The 23,439-nt window shown below is 61.0% G+C and carries 22 protein-coding genes; 15 read left to right on the top strand and 7 right to left on the bottom strand.

Annotated elements, in window-relative coordinates; all coding sequences use genetic code 11:
- The first annotated feature begins 10 nt into the window (after positions 1-10).
- From QRN31_RS22550 to QRN31_RS22540, 3 genes are read left to right on the top strand one after another with little or no spacing between them, the layout of a single operon-like run.
- On the top strand, positions 11-1,618 hold the full coding sequence (locus QRN31_RS22550) for a carboxyl transferase domain-containing protein (protein WP_285434657.1): 1,608 nt from the start codon (positions 11-13) through the stop codon (positions 1,616-1,618).
- Between the two features lie 13 nt (positions 1,619-1,631).
- Positions 1,632-2,444, top strand: a complete 813-nt coding sequence (locus QRN31_RS22545) for a gamma-carboxygeranoyl-CoA hydratase (RefSeq protein WP_285434656.1) — start codon at positions 1,632-1,634, stop codon at positions 2,442-2,444.
- Positions 2,444-4,399, top strand: a complete 1,956-nt coding sequence (locus QRN31_RS22540) for an acetyl/propionyl/methylcrotonyl-CoA carboxylase subunit alpha (protein WP_285434655.1) — start codon at positions 2,444-2,446, stop codon at positions 4,397-4,399. Before QRN31_RS22545 ends, QRN31_RS22540 begins: the two co-directional genes overlap by 1 nt.
- Before the next feature lie 39 nt (positions 4,400-4,438).
- Here the strand turns inward: QRN31_RS22540 and QRN31_RS22535 are convergent, their stop codons facing one another.
- On the bottom strand, positions 4,439-5,086 hold the full coding sequence (locus QRN31_RS22535) for a LexA family protein (RefSeq protein ID WP_285434654.1): 648 nt from the start codon (positions 5,084-5,086) through the stop codon (positions 4,439-4,441).
- 129 nt (positions 5,087-5,215) lie between these two features.
- On the opposite strand from QRN31_RS22535, the gene QRN31_RS22530 reads away from it, so the two are divergent.
- Together QRN31_RS22530 and QRN31_RS22525 are read left to right on the top strand one after the other, a co-directional pair.
- A complete protein-coding gene (locus QRN31_RS22530) occupies positions 5,216-5,557 on the top strand; it encodes a DUF6124 family protein (protein ID WP_285434653.1) in 342 nt (113 codons plus the stop codon).
- A gap of 481 nt (positions 5,558-6,038) precedes the next feature.
- Positions 6,039-7,190: a M14 family metallopeptidase gene (locus QRN31_RS22525; RefSeq protein ID WP_285434652.1), complete on the top strand. Its 1,152-nt coding sequence runs from the start codon at positions 6,039-6,041 to the stop codon at positions 7,188-7,190.
- A 43-nt stretch (positions 7,191-7,233) separates the two neighbouring features.
- On the opposite strand, the gene QRN31_RS22520 is transcribed toward QRN31_RS22525, so the two are convergent.
- The 5 genes from QRN31_RS22520 to QRN31_RS22500 form a co-directional block, all read right to left on the bottom strand.
- Positions 7,234-7,779 carry a cytochrome b gene (locus QRN31_RS22520; protein WP_285434651.1) on the bottom strand — a complete coding sequence of 182 codons (546 nt, stop codon included), beginning with the start codon at positions 7,777-7,779 and terminating at the stop codon, positions 7,234-7,236.
- Positions 7,776-8,870 (bottom strand): catalase family peroxidase, encoded by a 1,095-nt coding sequence (locus tag QRN31_RS22515; RefSeq protein WP_259156552.1) that lies wholly within the window; start codon positions 8,868-8,870, stop codon positions 7,776-7,778. Before QRN31_RS22515 ends, QRN31_RS22520 begins: the two co-directional genes overlap by 4 nt.
- Before the next feature lie 122 nt (positions 8,871-8,992).
- Positions 8,993-9,757, bottom strand: coding sequence for an enoyl-CoA hydratase-related protein (locus QRN31_RS22510; protein ID WP_285434650.1), 765 nt, complete (start codon positions 9,755-9,757; stop codon positions 8,993-8,995).
- A gap of 54 nt (positions 9,758-9,811) precedes the next feature.
- On the bottom strand, positions 9,812-11,137 hold the full coding sequence (locus tag QRN31_RS22505) for an FNR domain-containing protein (RefSeq protein ID WP_285434649.1): 1,326 nt from the start codon (positions 11,135-11,137) through the stop codon (positions 9,812-9,814).
- Entirely contained in the window at positions 11,134-12,687 is a 1,554-nt protein-coding gene (locus QRN31_RS22500) for an amino acid adenylation domain-containing protein (protein ID WP_285434733.1), read from the bottom strand. The genes QRN31_RS22505 and QRN31_RS22500 overlap by 4 nt, the downstream gene beginning before the upstream one ends.
- Before the next feature lie 319 nt (positions 12,688-13,006).
- Here QRN31_RS22500 and QRN31_RS22495 point away from each other — a divergent pair, with 319 nt between their 5' ends.
- Both QRN31_RS22495 and QRN31_RS22490 read left to right on the top strand, forming a co-directional pair.
- The gene (locus tag QRN31_RS22495) at positions 13,007-13,513 is read left to right on the top strand and encodes a sigma-70 family RNA polymerase sigma factor (protein WP_090185816.1); all 507 of its coding nucleotides are present in this window, start codon (positions 13,007-13,009) and stop codon (positions 13,511-13,513) included.
- Positions 13,510-14,262 (top strand): anti-sigma factor family protein, encoded by a 753-nt coding sequence (locus tag QRN31_RS22490; RefSeq protein ID WP_285434647.1) that lies wholly within the window; start codon positions 13,510-13,512, stop codon positions 14,260-14,262. The genes QRN31_RS22495 and QRN31_RS22490 overlap by 4 nt, the downstream gene beginning before the upstream one ends.
- Before the next feature lie 134 nt (positions 14,263-14,396).
- Here the strand turns inward: QRN31_RS22490 and QRN31_RS22485 are convergent, their stop codons facing one another.
- Positions 14,397-15,233 (bottom strand): IclR family transcriptional regulator, encoded by an 837-nt coding sequence (locus tag QRN31_RS22485; RefSeq protein ID WP_285434646.1) that lies wholly within the window; start codon positions 15,231-15,233, stop codon positions 14,397-14,399.
- Positions 15,234-15,477: 244 nt separating this feature from the next.
- Here QRN31_RS22485 and QRN31_RS22480 point away from each other — a divergent pair, with 244 nt between their 5' ends.
- The 8 genes from QRN31_RS22480 to zapE all read left to right on the top strand — a co-directional run bounded on the left by QRN31_RS22480 (position 15,478) and on the right by zapE (position 23,437).
- Positions 15,478-16,497, top strand: coding sequence for an ABC transporter ATP-binding protein (locus tag QRN31_RS22480; RefSeq protein WP_285434645.1), 1,020 nt, complete (start codon positions 15,478-15,480; stop codon positions 16,495-16,497).
- Positions 16,494-17,363, top strand: a complete 870-nt coding sequence (locus QRN31_RS22475) for an ABC transporter permease (RefSeq protein WP_285434643.1) — start codon at positions 16,494-16,496, stop codon at positions 17,361-17,363. The genes QRN31_RS22480 and QRN31_RS22475 overlap by 4 nt, the downstream gene beginning before the upstream one ends.
- A 6-nt stretch (positions 17,364-17,369) precedes the next feature.
- Complete coding sequence (locus tag QRN31_RS22470; protein ID WP_285434642.1) at positions 17,370-18,164, top strand: ABC transporter permease; 795 nt, start codon at positions 17,370-17,372, stop codon at positions 18,162-18,164.
- Positions 18,165-18,171: 7 nt separating this feature from the next.
- Positions 18,172-18,462, top strand: coding sequence for a (2Fe-2S)-binding protein (locus QRN31_RS22465; protein WP_208669085.1), 291 nt, complete (start codon positions 18,172-18,174; stop codon positions 18,460-18,462).
- Between the two features lie 154 nt (positions 18,463-18,616).
- Complete coding sequence (locus tag QRN31_RS22460) at positions 18,617-19,972, top strand: FAD/NAD(P)-dependent oxidoreductase (protein ID WP_285434641.1); 1,356 nt, start codon at positions 18,617-18,619, stop codon at positions 19,970-19,972.
- Positions 19,969-21,084 (top strand): NAD(P)/FAD-dependent oxidoreductase, encoded by a 1,116-nt coding sequence (locus QRN31_RS22455; protein WP_285434640.1) that lies wholly within the window; start codon positions 19,969-19,971, stop codon positions 21,082-21,084. Before QRN31_RS22460 ends, QRN31_RS22455 begins: the two co-directional genes overlap by 4 nt.
- 18 nt (positions 21,085-21,102) lie before the next feature.
- Positions 21,103-22,149, top strand: coding sequence for an ABC transporter substrate-binding protein (locus tag QRN31_RS22450; RefSeq protein ID WP_285434639.1), 1,047 nt, complete (start codon positions 21,103-21,105; stop codon positions 22,147-22,149).
- 160 nt (positions 22,150-22,309) lie between these two features.
- Complete coding sequence (gene zapE / locus QRN31_RS22445) at positions 22,310-23,437, top strand: cell division protein ZapE (protein WP_285434638.1); 1,128 nt, start codon at positions 22,310-22,312, stop codon at positions 23,435-23,437.
- The last annotated feature ends 2 nt before the right edge of the window (positions 23,438-23,439 follow it).

Here is a 23,439-nt window from a genome sequence, read left to right as displayed (position 1 = left end):
GGAGCTGTCCATGGCTATCCTGCATACCCAGCTCAACCCTCGTTCAGCGGAGTTCGCGGCCAACAGCGCGGCAATGCTCAAACAGGTCGACGCCCTGCACACCCTGCTCGCCCAAGTGCAGCAAGGTGGCGGCCCAAAGGCACAAGAACGCCACACCTCAAGGGGCAAATTGCTGCCCCGTGAGCGGATCAATCGCCTGCTCGATCCGGGCTCGCCGTTCCTCGAGATCAGCCAACTGGCGGCCTATGCGGTCTATGGCGAAGACGTTCCGGCCGCTGGCGTGATTGCCGGGATCGGCCGCGTGGAAGGCGTCGAATGCATGATCGTCGCCAACGACGCCACGGTAAAAGGTGGCTCGTATTACCCGCTGACCGTGAAAAAACACCTGCGCGCCCAGACCATTGCCCAACAGAATCGCTTGCCGTGCATCTATCTGGTGGATTCCGGCGGCGCCAACCTGCCGCGTCAGGACGAGGTGTTTCCGGACCGCGAACACTTTGGCCGGATCTTTTTCAACCAGGCCAACATGAGCGCGATGGGCATCCCGCAGATCGCGGTGGTGATGGGATCGTGCACCGCCGGTGGCGCCTACGTGCCGGCGATGGCGGACGAAGCGATCATGGTGCGCCAGCAAGCGACGATTTTCCTCGCCGGCCCGCCGCTGGTAAAAGCCGCGACCGGTGAAGTGGTCAGCGCCGAAGACCTGGGCGGTGCCGATGTGCACTGCAAGATTTCCGGGGTCGCCGACCACTACGCCGAAAGTGACGAACACGCCCTGGCCATTGCCCGGCGCAGTGTTGCCAACCTCAACTGGCGCAAGCTGGGTGAACTGCAACAACGCACGCCCATCGCCCCGCTCTACAGCAGCGATGAGTTGTACGGCGTAGTGTCGGCGGACGCCAAGCAACCGTTCGACGTGCGCGAAGTTATCTCGCGCCTGGTCGACGGTTCGGTGTTCGACGAATTCAAAGCGTTGTTCGGAACCACGCTGGTGTGCGGCTTTGCGCACCTGCACGGTTACCCGATCGCGATCCTCGCCAACAACGGCATCCTGTTTGCCGAAGCCGCGCAGAAAGGCGCGCACTTCATCGAGCTGGCCTGTCAGCGCGGCATTCCGCTGCTGTTCCTGCAAAACATCACCGGCTTCATGGTCGGCCAGAAATACGAGGCCGGCGGCATCGCCAAGCACGGCGCGAAACTGGTGACCGCCGTGGCGTGCGCCAAGGTGCCGAAATTCACCGTGATCATCGGCGGCAGTTTTGGTGCCGGCAACTACGGCATGTGCGGTCGCGCCTACGACCCGCGCTTCCTGTGGATGTGGCCGAACGCACGCATCGGCGTGATGGGTGCCGAGCAGGCGGCCGGCGTTTTGGTGCAGGTCAAACGCGAACAGGCCGAGCGCAGTGGCCAGGGTTTCAGCGCCGAGCAGGAAGCCGAGATCAAACAACCGATCCTCGATCAATACGAAGAGCAGGGCCACCCTTACTATTCCAGCGCACGGTTGTGGGACGACGGCGTCATCGATCCGGCCCAGACCCGCGATGTCTTGGCCCTGGCCTTGTCCGCATCGTTGAACGCACCAATCGAACAGAGCCGCTTCGGCGTGTTCCGGATGTGATCGGGAGAAAACCATGAGCGACTTCAACACCCTCGAGCTGCTGACCGACCCGCGGGGTTTCGCAACCCTGTGGCTCAGCCGCGAAGAAAAGAACAATGCCTTCAACGCCGAGATGATCCGTGAACTGATCCTCGCGCTGGACAAGGTTTCGACCGATGCCAGCCTGCGGTTTTTGGTGGTGCGCGGTCGCGGCAAGCATTTCAGCGCCGGGGCCGACCTGGCCTGGATGCAGCAATCGGCCGAGCTCGATTACCACACCAATCTCGACGACGCCCGGGAACTGGCGGAGCTGATGTACAACCTCGCCAAGCTGAAAGTCCCGACGTTGGCCGTGGTCCAAGGCGCGGCATTCGGCGGCGCACTGGGTCTGATCAGTTGCTGCGACATGGCGATTGGCACGGATGAAGCGCAGTTTTGCCTGTCCGAAGTACGCATCGGCCTGGCGCCAGCCGTCATCAGTCCGTTCGTGGTGCAAGCCATCGGCGAACGCGCGGCACGCCGTTATGCGCTGACCGCCGAGCGTTTCGGCGGTCAACGGGCACGAGAAATCGGCCTATTGTCGGAGAGCTTTCCGGCCGTCGAGCTGGAACAGAACGTCGAACAATGGATCGACAACCTGCTGCTCAACAGCCCCGCCGCCATGCGTGTCAGCAAGGACCTGCTGCGTGAAGTCGGCAACGGCGCGCTGACCCCGGCGCTGCGCCGCTACACCGAAAACGCCATCGCCCGCATCCGCGTCAGCCCCGAAGGTCAGGAAGGCTTGCGTGCCTTTCTGCAAAAGCGTCCGCCGAGTTGGCAAGCACCCACCACCAAGGAGCCGCGTTAATGAGCGCACCTGTCATTACTTCCCTGCTGGTGGCCAACCGCGGAGAGATCGCCTGCCGGGTGATGCGCACCGCCAAGGCCCTGGGCCTGACCACCGTGGCCGTGCACAGCGCCACCGACCGTGATGCACGACACAGCCGCGAAGCGGATATCCGCGTCGACCTCGGTGGCAGCAAAGCCGCCGACAGTTACCTGCAAATCGACAAACTGATCGCTGCCGCCAAAGCCAGCGGCGCTCAAGCGATTCATCCAGGTTATGGCTTCTTGTCGGAGAACGCCGGGTTCGCCCGCGCGATTGAAGAAGCAGGCCTGATTTTCCTCGGCCCGCCGGCCTCCGCCATCGATGCGATGGGCAGCAAGTCCGCCGCCAAAGCCTTGATGGAAACCGCCGGTGTGCCGTTGGTGCCTGGCTACCACGGTGAAGCTCAGGATTTCGACACCTTCCGCGATGCTTGCGAACGCATCGGTTACCCGGTGTTGCTCAAAGCCACGGCCGGTGGCGGTGGCAAAGGCATGAAAGTCGTCGAGGACGTCAGCCAACTGGCCGAAGCCCTCGCCTCGGCCCAGCGTGAAGCCAAATCCTCGTTTGGCGACTCTCGGATGCTGGTCGAGAAATATTTGCTCAAACCGCGTCACGTGGAAATCCAGGTCTTCGCCGATCAGCACGGCAACTGTTTGTATCTCAATGAGCGAGACTGCTCGATCCAGCGTCGGCACCAGAAAGTCGTCGAAGAAGCACCCGCGCCAGGCTTGAGCCCGGAGTTGCGTCGCGCCATGGGCGAAGCGGCGGTGCGGTCGGCACAGGCCATCGGTTATGTCGGTGCCGGCACCGTGGAGTTTTTGCTGGATTCGCGCGGCGAGTTTTTCTTCATGGAGATGAACACGCGCCTGCAGGTCGAGCACCCGGTCACCGAAGCCATCACCGGCCTTGACCTTGTGGCCTGGCAAATCCGTGTGGCACGCGGTGAACCGTTGCCGATGACACAAGAGCAGGTTCCGCTGATCGGCCACGCCATCGAAGTGCGGCTGTATGCCGAAGACCCGAGCAACGATTTCCTGCCGGCGACCGGACGCCTGGAGCTGTACCGCGAATCTGCGCAAGGACCGGGACGTCGGGTCGACAGCGGTGTTGAAGAAGGCGACGAGGTTTCGCCGTTCTACGATCCGATGCTCGGCAAGCTGATTGCCTGGGGCGAGGACCGTGAACAGGCGCGCTTGCGCTTGTTGAGCATGCTCGATGAGTTTGCCATCGGCGGGCTCAAGACCAACATCAACTTCCTGCGCCGGATCATCGCTCACCCGGCGTTCGCTGCGGCAGAACTGGATACCGGGTTCATCCCGCGCTATCAGGAGCAATTGCTGCCGGCACCTGCGGATCTGGGCGACGAATTCTGGCAAGCCGCCGCTCAAGCGTTTGCCCAGAGCCTGCCGCGTACAGTGCGCGCCGATGATGTGAGTTCGCCGTGGGGCATCAGCAACGGTTTGCGTGCCGGTCTGCCGCGAGAAATCACCTTGCATTTAAGCTGCGAGGGTCAGGACCGAGCCCTGACGCTGGGTAACGTTGATGCCCACACCGCACAACTCAAGGGCGAGCAACTGCTGACCGACCACGATGGCGTCCGCCGCCAACATCGGGTAATCCGCCATGGCGAGGTGGTGTATCTGCAATGGAATGGCGAGTTGCGTCGTATCGAGTCCTACGACCCGATCAGCGCCGTCGAAGCCAGCCACAGCCATCAGGGCGGGCTGACCGCGCCCATGAACGGCAGCATCGTGCGCGTGCTGGTCGAGGCCGGGCAAACCGTTGAAGCCGGGGCGCAACTGGTGGTGCTGGAAGCGATGAAGATGGAGCACAGCATTCGTGCGCCACACGCCGGAGTGATCAAGGCGCTGTATTGCCAGGAAGGCGAGATGGTCAGCGAAGGCAGTGCGTTGGTCGAGCTGGAAGAGGCTTGAAATGAGGATCGGTCCTACGCTCTGCGAGGACCGATCTGATTAGAATCTGGCCGTTGCCTGAACCACCACGCCGAGGATTCTGCATTCCTCGGTGTACAGGGCTTTCGGATACGTCGGATTGAGCGGGACCAGGTAACGCTGCCCGCCCTCTTCGATCAGCTTGCGAAAGGTCGCCTCGGCGCTGTCCGGCCATTGGGCGATGACCAGTTTTCCAGGTTCCGGCACGATGGCCGGGTCTACCAGGATCATCATGCCTTCGGCGATGCTGATGCCGGTGGGTGCGGTCATCGCATCGCCGACCACCACCAGCCAGAACGCCTTGCCCTGCGCGTGGTAATCCGTGAGTTCAAACCGTGGCTTGCCGTATTCCGGCAATTCACCGTCCCGCAATTGGGCAGGCTCTCGCCAGTCGCTGACCGGGTAACGGAAGTACGGGTTGTACTTGTGTGTCAGGGACACCTCATCGTCCAGCAGGACCACAGGCTCGCGGATCACCATCGCCACTTCCAGAAATTCCATCCCGAGCGCTCGCAAGACACGGTTCATGTCTTCGATGCTCGGCTGACGGCGTTTATTCAGCCAATGACCCACGCCACCTTGAGACATTCCCAGGCGGTCGGCGAGTACTTCCTGAGTGACTTTGAGCTCACTCATCTTGGCTTTGACCAACTCAATCCATTTATCCATGTGCGGCACGATACGTGGGGTACTCCGACCAACAAAACACAAATTGTAGTATTTAAATTCCGGTCACAAATACAGATAGTACTAGGATGGGTTCACGGATCTGAATCTATCACGGAGCTTGCCATCGTCATGACCAACCCCAGCAACGACTTGCCGGACCTGCAAATCGACACCACTCTCACCTCCACCAAAGGCTATGCCGCAGCGCAGCGAGCGTTGGACTATTACTTGAAACCAGCTGTGTCAGAAGTGGCCGTCGAGGAGCGTTTTTTCGATGTGAAACCGGACATCAGCGCGGAAGAAGCACTGGTTCACGCCTCGGACCTGTTGCGCTGTGCCGCGGCAACGGCGTACGAATCAGCCAACAACCTGAATGGCGCGAGCCGTGACCTGGCGTTTTCTACGGTGCATATGATCGACATGGCCAAGGCGATGATAGATCGGTCTCTGCAAGGTGCTCCGGCGCTATGAGGCGCACTTGCCCGAGAAGAGGCCGGGAAAGAATTTTCCAATCGAGCAGATAAAATCATTTGACTTTCAAACGAGAATGATTATTATTGCATGCAGCTGATCGCGAGATCAGTCGATGGCCAAGAGACCTTAGGTCGGTCTTCTGGACTATCTCCTCATCAGGCTAATCACGGTTTTTGACCCGGCTTTTTTGCCGGGTTTTTTTTTGCCGATTATTCTGGCGTTGGCTGTCAGGCAAATGAAGACATGACGTGATGTTAATTCGAATGTGCGGCTAATAGCGAAAGAACATCCGTCTGCGAAATAAGCCCGGCATCATTGGCCCAAACTTATAAAAATAGCACTTGAGAATCGATTACACAGTCTCTAAGCTGCGTCGGCGTCAAGGAGGACGCCCCCCCTTTCCACCCCACAATTTCCCCCGGTATTTCCCTTCCCAGCGTGTAAAGTAGCAGCCATAAATCATATTCAGGAATCGACTATGAGCGTGGCCAAATCTTCCTTCGATATCAGCGCCAACTTCGACAGTGGCAACATTGAAGTGCTGGACATCAGCAACCCGTTGCAAGCATTGCTGGCTATCAAGCCGGACACCCGCAGCCAACACTTCCAATGGTTTCACTTCAAGGCCAGCGGTCTGCACGTCGGTCAAGAGCACTGGTTTCGTCTGAACAATGCCAGCAAGTCTTCGTATAACAAGGCTTGGGATGGTTATCAGGCCGTAGCGTCCTACGACCACGTCAACTGGTTCCGGGTGCCGACCATCTTTGAAGGTGACTGCCTGCGTTTCAGCCTTGAAGCCACGGCCACCCACGCCTGGTTTGCTTACTTCGAACCTTACAGCCGAGGCCGTCACGACTGGCTGATCGAACAGGCGCTAACCAAGGCCGGCACCGAACTGCTGGCCACAGGCAAAAGCGCAGAAGGTCGAGACATTCAGTTATTGCGTAAAGGCACCGGTGCCGAAGGTCGGCGCAAAATCTGGATGATCGCCCAGCAACACCCCGGCGAACACATGGCCGAATGGTTCATGGAAGGCGTGATCGAACGCCTGGAACGGCACGATGATCCTGTGCTGAACAAACTCCTGGCCAGCGCCGATCTGTATCTGGTGCCGAACATGAACCCCGACGGCGCCTTCCACGGCCACCTGCGCACCAACGCGATGGGCCAGGACCTGAACCGTGCGTGGCAGAGCGCCAGCCCGGAAAACAGCCCGGAAGTGTGGTTTGTTCAGCAACAAATGGAAAAATACGGCGTCGATCTGTTCCTCGACATTCACGGCGACGAAGAAATCCCTTATGTGTTCACCGCCGGTTGCGAAGGCAACCCGGGCTATACGCCGCGGATCGAAAAACTCGAAGAGCATTTCCGCAGTCACCTGAAACACCAGACCAAGGACTTCCAGACCAAGCACGGTTACACCCGTGACGAGCCGGGCAAAGCCAACATGACGCTGGCTTGCAACAGCGTCGGTCAGAAATTCGACTGCCTCTCGCTGACCCTGGAAATGCCTTTCAAGGACAACGATGACGCGCCGAATGCGCTCACCGGCTGGTCGGGCAAGCGCTCGAAGCAACTGGGCAAGGACGTACTGACGACCGTTGCCGAGATGATCGACATCCTGCGCTGATCGAGCTCGATGGCTGCATGCCTCGCATGCAGCCATGCCTCACTCAGACGCGATCCTTTCCTCGCAACATACTGTCCAGCACATCGTCGCGACGCACCCAGCCGTGAAACAACGCGGCCGCCAGATGCACCAGCACGGTCAGAAACAGCAGATACGCCAGATACCCATGAGCCTTGCGCAAAAACGCAAACACCTGCGCATTGGCGGGCAGGATCGACGGCAACTGGATCGAACTGCTCAGCATCACCGGATCCCCGGCGGCTGAAATCATCGCCCAGCCCAGCAGCGGCAAAATCAGCATCAAGGCGTACAACAAGACATGCGAGGCCTTCGCCGCCAGCGCTTGCCAACCTGGCAGGTCCGCCGGCAGCGGCGGTTGCTGCGTGGAGAAACGCACCACCAGCCGCACAATCACCAACAATAGAATCGCGACACCCAAAGGCTTGTGCAGATGGATCAGCCATTCATGTCGTTCGGACACCGAGGCCACCATGCCCGCACCGATAAACAGCATGGCAATGATCATCAACGCCATCAGCCAGTGCAGCAGTCGCGCCAAAGGAGCGAAATGATTCGGTTGAGCGCTCATTGTTGAGCCTCCTGTTTAGCGGCAGGCAACTGGTTGACTTCACTGGTACGACGCAAGTAGGAACTGGCGTAACCGGCTGAACGAGCTGCGAGCAGCGGGTCGTCGGACCCTTCTATACCGGCAGGCAGCACGAGCGGGTCGTAATTGATATCTCGGCACTCACCATTGAGTTGCGGCTGGGTGCTTTCCAGAACCAGGGTGCCGGCGTTCAGGACCTTGCGGCCATCGGGCCAGGCCTTGCTGGCGTCGTTGACCGGGTCCCCGGGGTTGGCCAGGGTGATGTTCAATTGCCAACGCAATGGGCCCGCGGCAATGCGCTGCACCAGGTCTTTCTCCAGAAAGTCGCCGCCCTCCGGCGCCGTTGCGCCGGCTGCATCCTTCGCCACCGGCACCATGCTCCAGCGCACCGCTTGCCGCTGTCCGGCGGCGTTCACCAGGTAAAACGCATTGACGCTGTTATAGGTTTCCGTCACGTAACTGGCTGACGGTTTGGCCGTCTTGATCCACGCCAGAAAGGGTGCGGCTTCCGGATGCGCACCGAAGAACGCCGGCACAGCGGCAGGATTGGGCTTGCCGGTGGCCGGATCGGGTGACTGCGCCTGCTGCAATTGGTAGAACGCTTCGGGCGTGCCCACCGGGAACACCGGCATGCTGTTCATCCCGGTGCGCCACTGCTGACCATTGGCCTGGGTGAAGCGCAGCGCCATGCTTCGAATCGGCACGCTGTTGTCCGGCGCGTAAGGATTGCCGGCCGGCAGCGCGAATCGCCCCACCACCGGGGTTCGGGCTTCATTGAACACCTGAGCACTCGAATAGCTGCGGGCCTCGCCACTGCTCTCGAAATGCCCGATCACGCACACGCCTTTGGAGTGGTTCCGTCGGAAGCCGGGGTGCACGCCATTGTTGGTTTCCAGCACATTGATCAGCTTTTTCGGCGTCAGGCGCTGTGGGTCGAGTGTGCCGTTGACGTAAGCAAATGCCCCGGCGATGGCGGCGACCACCACAGCAATGCCAGTCAGTCGCAACGTCAGGCTCGCGGCACTCAGCGGTGGCCGGGAGGGCCCGGTTGGCGGTGTTGAGCGATCAACCATGAAAAACTCCAGGGCCGTAGGCCGCAGGGGGAAGGAGCTATGAGACGAACGTCACGTAGGATTATTCCCTCTGAACTGTAGTTTCTTTCAAAGCAACGCGTGCGACGAATGCCCTAACCCCGTCAGACCTGGTTAAAACACGCCTCACGCTTATCCAGAAAAGCCTCCATGCCTTCTTTTTGCCCGGGAGTGGAAAACAATCCATGAAAGCTCCTTCGCTCGAACAACAAGCCTTCGCGCAACCCGAGTTCCAGCGCGCGATCAACGGCTTCGCGAGCGGCCACGGTGGCGCTTTTGGCGAACCCGGCGATGGTGTGCGCCGCCGCCATGGATTGTTCGAGCAGATCAGCTGCGTCTATCACTCTGGATACCAGCCCTGCCCGCTCAGCCTCATGGGCCGACATCGAGCGCCCCGTCAGGATCATGTCCATGGCTTTCGATTTACCGATCAGGCGCGTCAGGGGCTGGGTGCCGCCCATCCCGGGCATCACACCCAACTTGATTTCCGGTTGGCCAAATCGCGCGGTATCGGCAGCAAAGATCAAATCGCACATCATGGCTAACTCACAACCGCCGCCAAAGGCATAACCGGCGACAACCGCCAGCTTGGGCGTCCGTAAAGCAGCAAAGGCTTCCCACTCGGCAAAGAAGTCTTCATGGACCATGTCCAGGTAGGACTTTTCGCTCATCTCCTTGATGTCGGCGCCGGCCGCGAAAAAATCCGCCGTTCCGGTAATGACAAAACACCCCACCGACGGATCCCTGTCCAGGCGTTGCAGGTGGTCCAGCAGTTCGCGCATGACCTCGTAACTCAGTGCATTGCGCGCTTGCGGACGATTGAGACGAATCAGGACGACTCGATCATGACGTTCGATCAGTGTGTACATGGTGACCTCATTAAATAATGTCGAATACTTGGATGGCGGGCGCTCACGTACGCCTCAGGAGTCCCAGATAGCGCCGTAGGCCGCAATGCCCCGTCCTTCCATTTCCTCGACCACCCGCTGAGTCAGCGCCTGATTGGAAATGCAGATCACCGCCTCTGCTCCGAACGTTTGAACCGCGTCATAGGCCAGTTGCACCAGGTCAGGTTTGCCGAGCAGGTCGGTGTCCCAGATCAAGGCATCGGGCTCGGCCCGCAGGATTTCCTCGACCAGTTCGTTACCGTAGGTTTTTCGTGGACTGCGGGTCGACCAGATCAGACGTATCGGAACTTGTCTGGCCAGCAGATGGGGAAGCACCGGGCCGATGCCACTGCCGGTGGCGATGTACACCACCGATTTGAACAAGGTTTCGATGTGCGCAACGCCGGCGGTGGTGATGCCCTTGACCCAGACGTGGGTCGGCAGCTGTTCGATAAACTCGCCGGTCCAGTCTCCTGCTCGGGAAATAATCAGGCGGAAACCGGCCTCTCCCGGGGTGGGAATGTTGGCGAACGAGTGCCATTCCAGAAGCGGATTGAGACTGATGGCATTGGACGAACCGGCAAATGGCGTGACATGCCCGAACCGGGCAATCACTGCATGAGGTGAAGTTCTGATCAATTGCACCGGCACTTTGCGCAAACGCATCCACGGCAGGGCAATACTGAACGTCAGCCCCACCAGCATCCAGAATGGAACCGACGCCACCAGTATTTCCGGCAACGGCGATTGCGGGTTCTGATCCTGGGCGAACAGCAGTGTCGAGCCCCAGAACAGCACGAGCGCTGTCCAGCCACCGAAGCGGTGTGTGCGTTCGAACCCATTGTGAAAGCGTGCGCGAATCCGTGGATGAGCCATGATTGCCACCGCCAACAAAACGCCCAACAGCCCGCCGTTCACCCACAGAAGCGCGGGTGAAACACCGCCCAGGCTCTCCATCCAATGCCAACTCAACGAGCCGAGCAACGCCACGAACCAACCAATGGCCGCCAAGGCTGCGCCACTGTGCAGACCACCGAAGTGATACACCTTGGCCAGCGAGCGACGAACCGCCAGCGGCCACGAGGTGGGAGCCCGGGTTGCAAGCCAGAACAGCAGATTGATGATGTATTGCTGGCGAATCAGAATGGCCATCGACAGATTCGCCAACACCATCCCGGCCAATATTTCCAGTTCCACACCGGAGGTCGTCCACCATTGCCCGGCATTCAGCCCGTGCAGCAGCGCGGCACCATTGAGTCCCAGTACCAACGCCACAAGACGGTTGTAATGGGAAAACATCGGCAGCGTTCCAAGCCGTCGCCACAGTGCTCGCTTGGCGGGTAAACCGCGAGCGGCGCTCATGCGCTCACCACAGGGGCTGTGCTGGTGTCAGACCCGGCCTGATGCGCCAATGCCATGTCCAGCAGCAGTCGCTTGTCGACTTTGCCCCGTGATGTCAGCGGAATAACGTCCAGGGCGATGATCAACGAAGGTACGCAATAGTAGGCAAGCCGCTCCTCGCAGAGACGTCTGGCCTCATCGATATTCGTCGTCGCTGGACTGACAAAGGCCACCAGATGGCGATGGTCGAGTTTTAGCGTCACCGCCCGCTCGCAGGCGTCGCACGACTCCAGCACCGCGGAAACACTGTCGAGCTCAACGCGAAAGCCGCGCACCTTGACCTGATCATCGACGCGCCCCAAGTGCTCAAGATCGCCTTGTGCTGTCCAGCGTCCCAAGTCGCGCGTGCGAAACATCATTCGGCCCTGACCGAGAAATGGATCGGGGCGATACCGTTCGGCAGTCAGTGCGGCATTGCCCAGATAGCCCGCCGTCACACAGACGCCGCCAGCCCACATTTCCCCTTGTTCCCCGACCGCACAGGGTTGACCGGCTTCATCGAGTACGTACACGGTATTGTTCGGCGTAGGTTTGCCAATGGTCAGCGCCTCTCCAACCCGATAGCACTGCATGGTATTGACGATGGTGGTCTCGGTCGGCCCGCAGGCATTGAAGAACGTGCAGAACGACGACCAGCGATCAGCCAGGGGTTGCGGGCACGGCTCCCCGGCAACCGCCACGACCTTGACCTGCTGGCAGCGCGCCGGATCGAGGGTGCCGAGAATCGATGGCGTGGCGATCAGCACATCGCATTGCTCGGCGGTCTGATCAATGTCCTTGCCACGGATCATCAATGTCGCGCCGTGGGCCAGGCAACCGAGCGTCTCCCACGCGGCCATATCGAAAGCGATGTTCAGGATCTGCCCGACTTTCATCCCGGGCTTCATGCCGAGATTGCCAGGTTCGGTCAGCAGGATATTGCAGACATTGCGGTGGGTGACCCGAACCCCGTTGGGCAATCCGGTGGTACCGGAAGTAAACAGAACGAAGCAAAGTTGATCCTGAGTCGAGGACAGCGAACCGGCCACGTTCACTTCGTCTGAGAGGATTGATGGCAACCTCATGAACTCATCGAGGCAAATGCAGTGTTGCGTTGGCGTCAGGGGAAGCCGTGATTGAAGGCTCGACAGCGTCAGCACCACACGTGAATCGGCAACCTGCATGATGTGGCGCAGTTGTGGCGCCGGTGTAATGCCCACATGCTGAGGGATGTAGGCCGCGCCCGCTTTCAACACGGCCAACATCCCCACCAGCATGGGGATCGAGCGCTCTACAAACAACGCAACGTGATCGCCTGGTTTGACACCTTGGCTGATCAACAACCCAGCCAGTCGATTGGCCTGCCTGTTCAACTCGTTGTAGGTAATGGTTTCCCCCTGCCAATGGGCAGCAATCGCTTGGGGGCTGGTCGCGGCTTGCGCTTCAATGGCGTGATGGATCAAGGAAAACGCTGGCGTAACCGTCGGCCCATGACCGAATGGCTGCCAGCGATCCTGATCAACAGGTGACATCAGCAAAGGGGTACAAGCCAATGCCGGCTTCAGTGTTTTTGCATGTTCTTGCATATCGAAAATCTCATCGGGCTCAATGTGAAAGCGCACATCCGGCGATGCTGCCGAGCCTGTTGATCAGGCTGGTCGAATGCCGTTTGCGCTTGCTGTCAGGGTTGAGCCGCGACGCGTGATGCCATTACAGGGATGACAACCATCGGAGAAAAGTCCTACAGGAACTCACGATGGGATTTTCTTTTCCGGCAGAGGGAATAATCTGCTGTGACCGGCGTCTTCCTTGTCACTGCCGCCCTTCACAGACAGAGACACGCCCCTTTTCATGAACGAAATCGACGAACAGTTGCGCGAAATAATTCCAAGGCTTCGGCGCTTCGCCGTGTCGTTGACGCGCAACCCCAGCAGCGCTGACGATCTGGTGCAGTCGAGCCTGGAGCGAGCCCTCTCGAGTTGGGGCGACAAGCGTCCCGAAGGCGACTTGCGCGCCTGGCTGTTTTCGATCCTTTATCGACAGTTTCTCGACGCCCACCGGCGCTCCCGGCGTTACGCGCGCATGCTCGAATTCTTCACTGGCCGTGACGATGCGCAGCCCTCAGTCGAACGCACCGTGATGGCCCAATCAACGCTGCAAGCCTTCGATCAACTCACCACCGAGCAGCGCGCGCTGTTGCTCTGGGTGTCGGTGGAAGGATTGAGTTATAAAGAGGTCGCTGTCATTCTCGACGTCCCCACCGGCACCGTGATGTCCCGCCTGTCCCGCGCCCGCCAGGCCTTGCGCCAACTCAGCGACGGCGAAATCACCAGCCCTTCTCTGCGGATACTCAAATGATCAGCATGCCCCCGAGCGAGCGTGACCTGCACGCCTACGTCGACCACCAACTCAACGACGCTGACCGGCGCCTGGTCAAGACTTACCTGGCCAACAGTCCTGAAGTGGCCGCGCAAGTGCGCGCCTGGCAGCAGGACGCCCAACAACTGCGCGCGGCCATGAGCGGCGCCCTGCACCACACAGCCAACCCCGAACTCGACCCGGCGCTGATACGCCAGCGCCTCAAACGTCAGACACGCCGACATCTGGCCAGCGCCGCCGTGCTGTTGATTGCGGTCGGTGTGGGCGGATTGAGTGGGTGGCAGGCGCGAGAAATGACGCTGGTCAGCGCCTCGGCACCGATGACCGATGCCATGCAGGCCTATCGCTTGATTGCTCAGCAAGGCATCCTGCCAGCGGACTACAAGGTCAGCGACGAGGGTGACATGCAAGGTTGGCTCGACCGTTATTTCTCTCGGGCCAATCGCCTGCCAGACCTGTCGGACTCAGGCTTCAGACCGGTCAGCGGCCGGTTGCTCAGCACCGAGCAAGGACCGGCGGCGATGGTCGTTTATGAGGATCAGAGCGGCCACAAGATCAGCTTCTACGTGCGTCCGCCAGGACCGAAGAACAACCTGCTGCCTCGGGGCAGTCGCAGCGATGGCGAGTTGCAGGCCGAGTACTGGTCCGGCGCCGGTTACAACTACGCGATGGTCAGCCCGAGTAACCTGCCGGCGGCGCAGAGGCTCAAGCAAACCACCCAGTTTTGACTGCCGATACTGATCGTTCCCACGCTCTGCGTGGGAATGCAGCCAAGGACGCTCTGCGTCCTGCGCATTGGACGCGGAGCGTCCGGTGAGGCATTCCCACGCAGAGCGTGGGAACGATCAACCAGTCACCGTGTTCAGCCCTGCCCAAACACCTGCGAAGGCCTGCGCAGCAGCGGATCAAACGGGTTGATTCGCGGCCCGATCAGCGCCGCTTCGCGCTTGAGCATCTCGACCACGGTCGGCAGACGATCCGGCCCCAATCGGTCACTGACCGTGGCCACACTCAACGCGGCCACCGCCCGCCCTTCGCGATCCAGGATCGGCACCGCCACCCCGGCCATGCCTTGCAGCACGCCCGTGTTTCGCCCGGCGTAACCCAGCGTGCGCACATTCTCGACCTCCGAACGCAGGAACACCTCGTCATACAGGTGGAAATCCTTGAGCCGCGGCAAGTTGTAGTGAATCACCGTCTCGCGCTCCTCCTGCGGCAGAAAGGCCAGGATCGCCAGGCTGCCCTGCCCCACACCCAGGGCCACCCGACCGCCGATATCGCCGGTAAACGTGCGAATCGGAAACGGCCCTTCGCTGCGGTCCAGGCAGATCGCATCAAAACCGCTGCGCGCCAGTAAAAACAACGAATCCCCCAACGACGCTGACAGCCGCAGCAACGATGGTCGCACCAGTTCGCGCAGGTTTCCGGTATTGCTGGCGCGAGCCGCCAAAGCGAAAAACTCCAGGCTCAGGCGATAGCGTTTGCTGCGCGCATCCTGCTCGACCATGCCCTCGTCCATCAGGCTGCGCAGCAGACGGTGAGTGGTCGGTTGTGACAGACCGATGCGCTGGGCGAGTTGGGTTACGCGCTCCCCGCCCTCGACGGAGTCACCCAGGCTGCGCAGCACTGCAAACAATCTGGAGACCGCACCGACACCGACCTCATTTTTGTTTTCATTCCGTTCAGCGGAATCAGTCATGGGAATTCTCGACAATAAATTTACTCACTGAATGAAACTGAAAATAGTCATCGCTTCAGTGAAATAGGCCATTGAGCCCATCCTAGTCTTCGTCCTACTCTGCGTCCAGACAGGGGCGATTCGAACAACAGCGGCAGCCGACTGAAGTCGAGCGCCAACGCACCCAGCAAGATCTTTTCGTATCTGCCCATACAAAAAAGCGCGCCTTCGGGCGACGCATAACAATCTCAGGTGGAGCGCAGTTATGGCTTTTGTGCAACTTGAAGGACTTGGCAAACGTTACGGCGAGATCGACGCCGTCGTCGCCACCAACCTCTCGGTCGAGAAAGGCGAGTTCGTCTCCCTGCTCGGCCCCTCCGGCTGTGGCAAAACCACCACCTTGCAAATGATCGCCGGCTTCGTCGAAGTCAGCAGCGGGCGCATCGTGCTGGACGGTCGCGACATCACCCACGCCAAACCTGCCAGCCGTGGCTTGGGGGTGGTGTTCCAAAGCTACGCGCTGTTCCCGCACATGACCGTCAAGGACAACGTCGCCTTCGGCCTGCGGATGCGCAAAGTGCCCACGGCCGAGTTGCAGCAGCGGGTGGATCGGGTGTTGAAACTGGTGCGCCTGAACCAGCATGCCGAGCGTTACCCCCGTGAGCTTTCCGGCGGCCAGCGCCAGCGTGTAGCCCTGGCGCGAGCGCTGGTGATCGAGCCACCGGTGCTGCTGCTCGATGAGCCGCTGTCGAACCTCGACGCCAACCTGCGCGAAGAGATGCAATTCGAGATCCGCCGCATCCAGCGCGAAGTCGGGATCACCACGCTGATGGTCACCCACGACCAGTCCGAAGCGTTGTCGATCAGCGACCGTGTGGTGGTGATGCAGGCCGGGCGCATCACTCAGATCGACGCTCCCTACACGCTCTATGAGCACCCGCGCACCGAGTTCATTTCCGGGTTCGTCGGCAAGGCCAATCTGCTGCCTGGCGAACGTGACGGCGCTGGCGTGGTTCAGGTGAACAGCGGCGGCGACCTGACCTTGAGCCTGCGCCCGGAAAAAATCGATTTGCGGGACAAAGGCCAGGGTCGTTTGCAAGGCTACATCGTCAGCCGCTTCTTTCTCGGCAGCCAATGGTTGTACGGCGTTTCCACGTCCCTGGGCGAACTCAGCGTGGTACGCCGCAACGATGGTTCGGCGCCCTTGAATGAAGGCACGGCGGTCGGGCTCGACTGGGACGCGACACTGCTGCGGGTGCTGACCGTCGACGAGGTGCCGGCATGAGTACGCTCGCCGCCATTCGCCAGGGACGTCAAGGGTATTTGTTGTCGGCACCGGCCCTGGCGTTGTACATCAGTCTGCTGGCCATCCCGCTGCTGTTGACGCTGGTGCTGTCGTTCAACGTCTTCGACTACAGCTCGGGCATCAACGGCAACGCCTATACCCTGGGCCACTACAGCAGCTTGCTGGGTGATCCGTATTTCTACGAAATTTTCCTGCGCACCATGTGGATCAGCGCCCTGACCACCTTTCTCTGCGTGGTGATCGGCGTGCCCGAGGCCTACATCCTCAGCCGCATGGGCGCGCCGTGGCGCTCGATCTTCCTCATTCTGATCCTCACCCCGCTGCTGATTTCGGTGGTCGTGCGCGCCTTTGGCTGGAGCCTTTTGCTAGGCGCCGACGGCCTGGTCAACCAGACCCTGCAAGCGTTCGGCGGCTCACCGATGAAGCTGTTGTACACGCCGTTCGCAGTGGTGATTGCCCTGGTTCACGTGATGCTGCCGTTCATGATCATTCCGGTCTGGACCTCGCTGCAGAAACTCGACCCCGCCGCTGAACAGGCCGCGATGTCGCTGGGCGCCAGCCACTTCACCGTGATGCGCCAAGTGGTGCTGCCGCAGATCATGCCGGGTGTGTTGTCCGGCACCTTGATCGTGTTCGGCCTGGCCGCCAGCTCCTTCGCCATTCCCGGCTTGCTGGGCGGGCGTCGAATCAAAATGGTCGCCACGCTGATCTACGACCAGTACCTGTCGGAGCTCAACTGGCCGATGGGCGCTGCCATCGCTGTCGCGCTGTTGCTGCTCAACCTGCTGATCATGCTGTCGTGGAACCGGATGATCGAAGGCCGCTACAAGAAGTCATTGGGATAACTCGTCATGTCCAAGAACGGTCCTTTCGCCCTGCTGTTCCATACCCTGGTGGTGCTGTTCATGCTGGCGCCACTGGTGGTGGTTTGCCTGGTGGCGTTCACCGCGGAAAACACCCTGAGCCTGCCGACCACCGAGTTTTCCTTGCGCTGGTTCCGTGCGGTGTTCGAGCGCGCCGACTTTATCGATGCGTTCTATAACAGCCTGATTCTGGCGTTCTGCGCCGCCAGCCTGGCGACTTTGATTGCGGTGCCGGCGGCGTTGGCAATCACCCGCTTCGAATTTCCCGGACGGGACTTTTTCAACGGGCTGTTCCTGTCGCCAATCATCATTCCGCACCTGGTGCTGGGCGTTGCGTTGCTGCGTCTGTTTGCGCTGATGGGGGTCAACGGCAGTTTTGCCTGGCTGATCTTCGCCCATGTGCTGGTGATTACACCGTACGTGTTGCGCCTGGTGCTGGCCTCGGCCATCGGCCTGGACCGCAGCGCCGAACACGCCGCGCAATCGCTCGGTGCCGGACGCTTCACGCTGTTTCGGGAAATCACCTTGCCGATGATTCTGCCGGGCGTCGCCGGGGGCTGGCTGCTGGCGTTCATCAATAGTTTTGACGAGGTCACGCTGTCGATTTTCGTCACCTCGCCAGCCACGCAAACCCTGCCGGTGCGCATGTATGTGTACGCCACTGAATCCATCGATCCGATGATGGCGGCGGTGTCGGCCCTGGTGATTGCGCTGACCGCGCTGACCATGATTTTGCTCGATCGGGTCTACGGCCTGGATCGGGTTCTGGTGGGTAAACAATGAGGGCGCCATGGCTCTGCTGAAAAGACTGGCCGAAGGCGACCGCCCGGCCGTGACCTTTACCCTCGACGGCCAACCGGCCAGCGGGTTGCTCGGTGACACGCTGCTGACGGCGGTGCTGACCAGCAGCGAACACCTGCGCGGCAGCGACTTCAGCGCCCAGCCCCGCGCCGGCTTCTGCCTGATGGGCGCCTGCCAGGACTGCTGGGTTCGACTGGGCGACGGCCGACGCGTGCGCGCCTGCTCGACGCTGCTCGAACCCGGCCAGCACATCACCCGCGAACCGGGGCGCTCCGTATGAACCCACATTCCATCTGCAGAAACCGGATCCCCTATGGAAGCGGGCTTGCCCGCGATAGCGGTTTGTCTGCCAGCTCATTCGTTGAATTTGACGCCGTCATCGCGGGCGAGCCCGCTCCCACAGGGGATTTGTGGTGCTCACAAAGGGAGAGGGTATGAAGCCAGTGGTCATTGTCGGTGCCGGGCCGGCCGGGATTCGTGCGGCGCAGACGCTGGTGGCGCATGGCGTTCGCCCGGTGTTGCTGGATGAAGCGGCGCGCGGTGGCGGGCAGATTTATCGGCGTCAGCCGGCGAACTTCAAGCGCTCGGCGGTCAAGCTGTATGGCTTTGAAGCGCGCAAGGCCAATGCGTTGCATCAGACAATCGATGCGTTACGCGATCAACTGGATTATCGCCCCGAGACGCTGGTCTGGAACGCCGAAGCCGGCGCACTCGACACCGTGCATGAGGCACGTGCCACACGACTGGAATTTTCCCGCGTGATCGTCGCCACCGGCGCCACCGACCGGATTCTGCCGGTGCCTGGCTGGACCTTGCCGGGTGTCTACAGCCTCGGCGCGGCGCAGATTGCCCTGAAATTCCAGGGCTGCGCCATCGGTGAGCGCGTGGTGTTCGCCGGCAGCGGACCATTGCTCTATCTGGTGGCGTATCAATACGCCAAGGCTGGCGCAAAGGTGGTCGCGGTGCTCGACAGTTCGCCGTTCAGCGCTCAGGCCCGCGCCCTTCCCGGCCTGCTGTCACAACCGTCCACGCTGGCCAAAGGCATTTATTACCGCAGCTGGCTGACCGCCCACGGCATCCCGGTGCATCAAGCGGCAACCCTGAAACGCATCAATGGCGAACAGCGCGTGCAATCGCTGGATTGGTCCAACGCCAACGGAGAACAATCGCTTGAGTGCGACGCCGTTGCCTTCGCCCACGGTCTGCGCAGTGAAACCCAACTCGCTGACTTGCTCGGCTGCCAATTCATCTGGAACCCGCTCAACCGCGCCTGGCTGCCGCAGCGTGACAGTACCGGTCGCAGCAGTGTCGCCGAGGTTTATCTGGCCGGTGACGGCGCCGGCATCATGGGCGCCGACGCCGCTGAAATGGCCGGCGAACGCGCAGCGCTGGCACTGCTCGAAGACATCGGTCACCCGATTGCGCCGCACCGTAGCGTTCAACTGGAGCAGGCACTGGGCCGCATCGAGACCTTTCGCCACGGCCTGGAACGCGCCTTCATGTTTCCCGAACACTGGGCCGCCGATACGCCTGACGAGGTGATGGTCTGCCGCTGCGAAGAAGTACGGGCAGGAGATATCCGCGAAGTGGTGCGCGAAGGCCATTGGGAGATCAACCGGGTCAAGGCGCATTGCCGCGTGGGCATGGGCCGTTGCCAGGGGCGGATGTGCGGCGCCGCCGCGGCAGAAGTCATTGCCCGCGAAAGTGGGCGCCCGGTGTCGCAGATTGGCCGATTGCGCGCTCAGGCACCGATCAAACCCCTGCCGTTTGGTCTGGAGATCGAGCCATGATCGAAGTCGATGCAATCATCATTGGCGGCGGCATTGTCGGCGCCTCGGCCGCGCTGTTTCTGAGCAAGGCCGGTCGCCGCGTGGCCCTGCTGGAGCGGGACTTTTGCGGCTCGCATTCCAGCGGCGTGAACTACGGCGGCGTGCGGCGTCAAGGGCGACCGCTGTCGCAACTTCCGTTGTCGCAACAGGCCCACTCGCTGTGGGGACAGCTGCCGCAACTGATCGGCATCGACGGCGAATATCAGCGCAGCGGCCATTTGAAACTGGCCCGCAGTCATAACGATCTTCAGGCCTTGCAGGACTATGCCGCCAGCAGCCAGGGCTTCGGCCTCGACTTGCAGGTACTCGATCGCACTGAACTTCGCGCACGTTTTCCTTGGGTCGGCGACGTCGCCGTCGGCGCATCGTTTTGCCCGGACGACGGCCACGCCAACCCGCGACTGGTGTCCCCGGCCTTCGCCCAGACGGCGCGGCGCCACGGTGCGCAAATCCATGAACAATGCCCGGTGACGGAGGTGGAACACGATGGCCAGCGCTTTCGCGTCAGCACGCAAACCGGTTTGGAATTGCACGCGCCCTGGCTGCTCAATTGCGCCGGTGCCTGGGCTGGCAGCCTGGCCGAACACTTCGGCGAAGCGGTGCCTATGCACGCCGGCCATCCGGCCATGCTGGTCACCGAACCGTTGCCGCTGGTGATGAATGCCAGCACCGGCGTCGAGGGCGGCGGCATCTATGCCCGCCAGGTGGCACGCGGCAATTGTGTATTGGGCGGCGGTCAGGGTTTTGCCCTCGACGAGGCGCGCGCCCGGCCTGGCCAACACGCCGTGATCGAGATCCTGCGCCAGGCCGTCGAGCTTTACCCGTTTCTGCAAGGTGCCCAGGCGATTCGTACCTGGAGCGGCACCGAAGGTTACCTGCCCGATCGCCAGCCGGTGATCGGGCATAGCAGCACCCGACCTGGTCTGTTGCACGCGTTCGGCTTTGCCGGCGCAGGCTTCCAGATCGGCCCTGCGGTGGGCCAGACGCTCACCGAGATCATCTGCAGCGGCGCCTCAAAGACGCCGCTGGATGCGTTTTCCATCACCCGGTTTCACTCCATCTCCGTAGCTTGATAGAGGAAGGTCGCGCCAATGAATAACGTCAAACGCAGTGCACTGCTCGGTTTCTCCTGTCTGACCGCCCTGCTCTCGGTCACCCAGGCACAGGCCGAACCCACGCTGTATCTGGGCATGAACGGCGGGACCATGGAGCGGCTCTACGCCGACAAGGTGCTGCCGGTTTTCGAGAAAGCCAACAACGTCAAAGTGGTGATCGTGCCGGGGACTTCCGCCGATATTTTGGCCAAGGTCCAGGCCAGTAAAGGCAACCCGCAGATGCACGTGATGTTCCTCGACGACGGCATCATGTACCGCGCCATCGCCATGGGCCTGTGCGACAAACTCCAGGACAGCGCGCCACTGGCGCAGATTCCAGCCAAAGGTCGGATCAAGGATCAAGCAGTGGCAGTCAGCCTCGGGGTGACCGGGCTGGCGTACAACACGCGGCTGTTCAAGGAAAAAGGCTGGGCGGCGCCGACCTCGTGGATGGACATGGCGGATCCGCGCTTCAAGGACAAACTGGTGTTCCAGTCGATGGCCTCTTCGACCTTCGGCCTTCACGGTTTCCTGATGTTCAACCGGATTCAGGGCGGTAGCGAAACCGACGTCGAGCCAGGCTTCAAGGCGTGGCCGAACACCGTCGGGCGCAACGTGCTGGAATACATTCCGAGCTCGGCGAAGATTTCCGAAATGCTCCAGACCGACGAAGCCGCGCTGTTCCCGCTGACCCCGACTCAGGTCACCGCGCTCAAACTCAAAGGCATGCCGGTCGAATACGCGCAGCCTAAAGAAGGCGCCGTGGTGCTCAACGTGGCCGAGTGCGCCATCGCCAACAACACTCAACCGGAACTGGCGCAGAAGCTCGCCGCCTTCCTGCTGACACCCGAAGCACAAGCCGCCGCGCTTGAAGATGGCGACCAGATCCCGTCCAACCCCAACACCCCGACCACCGACAAGACCCGTGGTCAGGTCGAGGCCATGAAACAGTATCTGACCACCGCGATTGCGATCGATTGGGACCAGGTCAACGAACAGCGCCCGGCGTGGAATGCGCGCTGGAATCGCAGCATCGAACGCTAGATCACCGGGCATGACGCACGCTCTGTAGCCGCAGGCGAACGCTGCGTTCGGCAGCGGCTGCAGGAGTACGCGTCGCAGTAGTCGATTTATTCACCGTTTGGTTAAACTACGCCGCGGCAGCTCGAGGGAGTCTGCGAGACGACGACGGGGTAACCTCACAGTGGCCATTCGACCATCCAACCATTCGCGACGCACGCCACGCTGGCCGACGCTGCGCCGCCTGTTCGGCAAGGCGTTTGCTGCACCTGCCGGCAGCACCGCGACAGGTCAAGTGATTCACGACTACTTCCGTCACCGCGCCCATACTCAGGGCTACACCCTCAGCCACAGCCAGCTACGGGTGATCGAGTTCATGGCGCAGCACGCCTCTGCCCTGCTCGGCACCTCGGAAAAAACCCTCCCTGGCCTGTATTTGCATGGTGCGGTGGGTCGCGGCAAGAGCTGGCTGCTCGACGGCTTTTTCCAGGCCATCCCGATTACCGACAAACAACGCCTGCATTTTCATGAGTTTTTTGCTCGCCTGCACCAAGGCATGTTCACCCATCGTGATCATCCCGATGCACTGGGCGTCACCCTCGACACGCTGCTAAGCGACTGCCGCGTGCTGTGTTTCGACGAGTTCCATGTCCACGACATCGGCGATGCGATGCTCATCACGCGGCTGTTCAAGGCCCTGTTTCGTCGCGGCATCCTGTTGTTGGTCACCTCCAATTACCCGCCGGAAGGCTTGTTGCCCAACCCGCTCTACCACGCGCGGTTCAAACCGGTAATCGACTTGATCCATGCGTACATGCAGGTCATGGAGGTCGGTGGGCCACACGACTACCGCAGCCAGATGAGAACCCACGCGCATCAGCTGTTTACCCAGGGCCGGTACGTATGGCCGGGCTCGGTGGTGCAACGTCAGGCGTTGGACTTGCCCAAACGTGACGCGCCCCCCCTGCAGTTGCCGGTCGGCACCCGCCACCTACCCGCGCGATATTGCAACGAACGCACCATCGGTTTTACCTTCGCCGATTTGTGCGAACACCCCACGGCGGTCATGGATTATCTGGAGTTATGCCGACGTTTCGACCGCTGGATCATCGACGCCCTGCCCACCCTGGCAGACTGCCTGATCGCGGCGCAGCAGCGTTTCATCAATTTGATCGACGTTTTGTACGATCAGGACAAACACCTGACGTTGCTTGGCCAGCAGTCGTTGTGCGAGAGCCTGGCCGGCGATGCCATAGACCTGGCGCGCACGCGCAGCCGGTTGGGTCAGTTGGTGGAAGTGCGCGAGCCATAGTT

The sequence above is a fragment of the Pseudomonas sp. fls2-241-R2A-110 genome, assembly GCF_030209165.1.
Classification (GTDB): Bacteria; Pseudomonadota; Gammaproteobacteria; order Pseudomonadales; family Pseudomonadaceae; genus Aquipseudomonas.
The sequence above is the reverse complement of the archived record's forward strand: the minus strand, read 5'-3'. Positions and strand labels throughout refer to the sequence as shown.

What these genes read in the sequence shown, in the direction of transcription:
- QRN31_RS22550 (WP_285434657.1), top strand. Translation starts at nt 11, where the DNA reads ATGGCTATCCTGCATACCCAGCTCAACCCTCGTTCAGCGGAGTTCGCG.
- QRN31_RS22545 (WP_285434656.1), top strand. Translation starts at nt 1,632, where the DNA reads ATGAGCGACTTCAACACCCTCGAGCTGCTGACCGACCCGCGGGGTTTC.
- QRN31_RS22540 (WP_285434655.1), top strand. Translation starts at nt 2,444, where the DNA reads ATGAGCGCACCTGTCATTACTTCCCTGCTGGTGGCCAACCGCGGAGAG.
- QRN31_RS22535 (WP_285434654.1), bottom strand. Translation starts at nt 5,086, where the DNA reads ATGGATAAATGGATTGAGTTGGTCAAAGCCAAGATGAGTGAGCTCAAA.
- QRN31_RS22530 (WP_285434653.1), top strand. Translation starts at nt 5,216, where the DNA reads ATGACCAACCCCAGCAACGACTTGCCGGACCTGCAAATCGACACCACT.
- QRN31_RS22525 (WP_285434652.1), top strand. Translation starts at nt 6,039, where the DNA reads ATGAGCGTGGCCAAATCTTCCTTCGATATCAGCGCCAACTTCGACAGT.
- QRN31_RS22520 (WP_285434651.1), bottom strand. Translation starts at nt 7,779, where the DNA reads ATGAGCGCTCAACCGAATCATTTCGCTCCTTTGGCGCGACTGCTGCAC.
- QRN31_RS22515 (WP_259156552.1), bottom strand. Translation starts at nt 8,870, where the DNA reads ATGGTTGATCGCTCAACACCGCCAACCGGGCCCTCCCGGCCACCGCTG.
- QRN31_RS22510 (WP_285434650.1), bottom strand. Translation starts at nt 9,757, where the DNA reads ATGTACACACTGATCGAACGTCATGATCGAGTCGTCCTGATTCGTCTC.
- QRN31_RS22505 (WP_285434649.1), bottom strand. Translation starts at nt 11,137, where the DNA reads ATGAGCGCCGCTCGCGGTTTACCCGCCAAGCGAGCACTGTGGCGACGG.
- QRN31_RS22500 (WP_285434733.1), bottom strand. Translation starts at nt 12,687, where the DNA reads ATGTCACCTGTTGATCAGGATCGCTGGCAGCCATTCGGTCATGGGCCG.
- QRN31_RS22495 (WP_090185816.1), top strand. Translation starts at nt 13,007, where the DNA reads ATGAACGAAATCGACGAACAGTTGCGCGAAATAATTCCAAGGCTTCGG.
- QRN31_RS22490 (WP_285434647.1), top strand. Translation starts at nt 13,510, where the DNA reads ATGATCAGCATGCCCCCGAGCGAGCGTGACCTGCACGCCTACGTCGAC.
- QRN31_RS22485 (WP_285434646.1), bottom strand. Translation starts at nt 15,233, where the DNA reads ATGACTGATTCCGCTGAACGGAATGAAAACAAAAATGAGGTCGGTGTC.
- QRN31_RS22480 (WP_285434645.1), top strand. Translation starts at nt 15,478, where the DNA reads ATGGCTTTTGTGCAACTTGAAGGACTTGGCAAACGTTACGGCGAGATC.
- QRN31_RS22475 (WP_285434643.1), top strand. Translation starts at nt 16,494, where the DNA reads ATGAGTACGCTCGCCGCCATTCGCCAGGGACGTCAAGGGTATTTGTTG.
- QRN31_RS22470 (WP_285434642.1), top strand. Translation starts at nt 17,370, where the DNA reads ATGTCCAAGAACGGTCCTTTCGCCCTGCTGTTCCATACCCTGGTGGTG.
- QRN31_RS22465 (WP_208669085.1), top strand. Translation starts at nt 18,172, where the DNA reads ATGGCTCTGCTGAAAAGACTGGCCGAAGGCGACCGCCCGGCCGTGACC.
- QRN31_RS22460 (WP_285434641.1), top strand. Translation starts at nt 18,617, where the DNA reads ATGAAGCCAGTGGTCATTGTCGGTGCCGGGCCGGCCGGGATTCGTGCG.
- QRN31_RS22455 (WP_285434640.1), top strand. Translation starts at nt 19,969, where the DNA reads ATGATCGAAGTCGATGCAATCATCATTGGCGGCGGCATTGTCGGCGCC.
- QRN31_RS22450 (WP_285434639.1), top strand. Translation starts at nt 21,103, where the DNA reads ATGAATAACGTCAAACGCAGTGCACTGCTCGGTTTCTCCTGTCTGACC.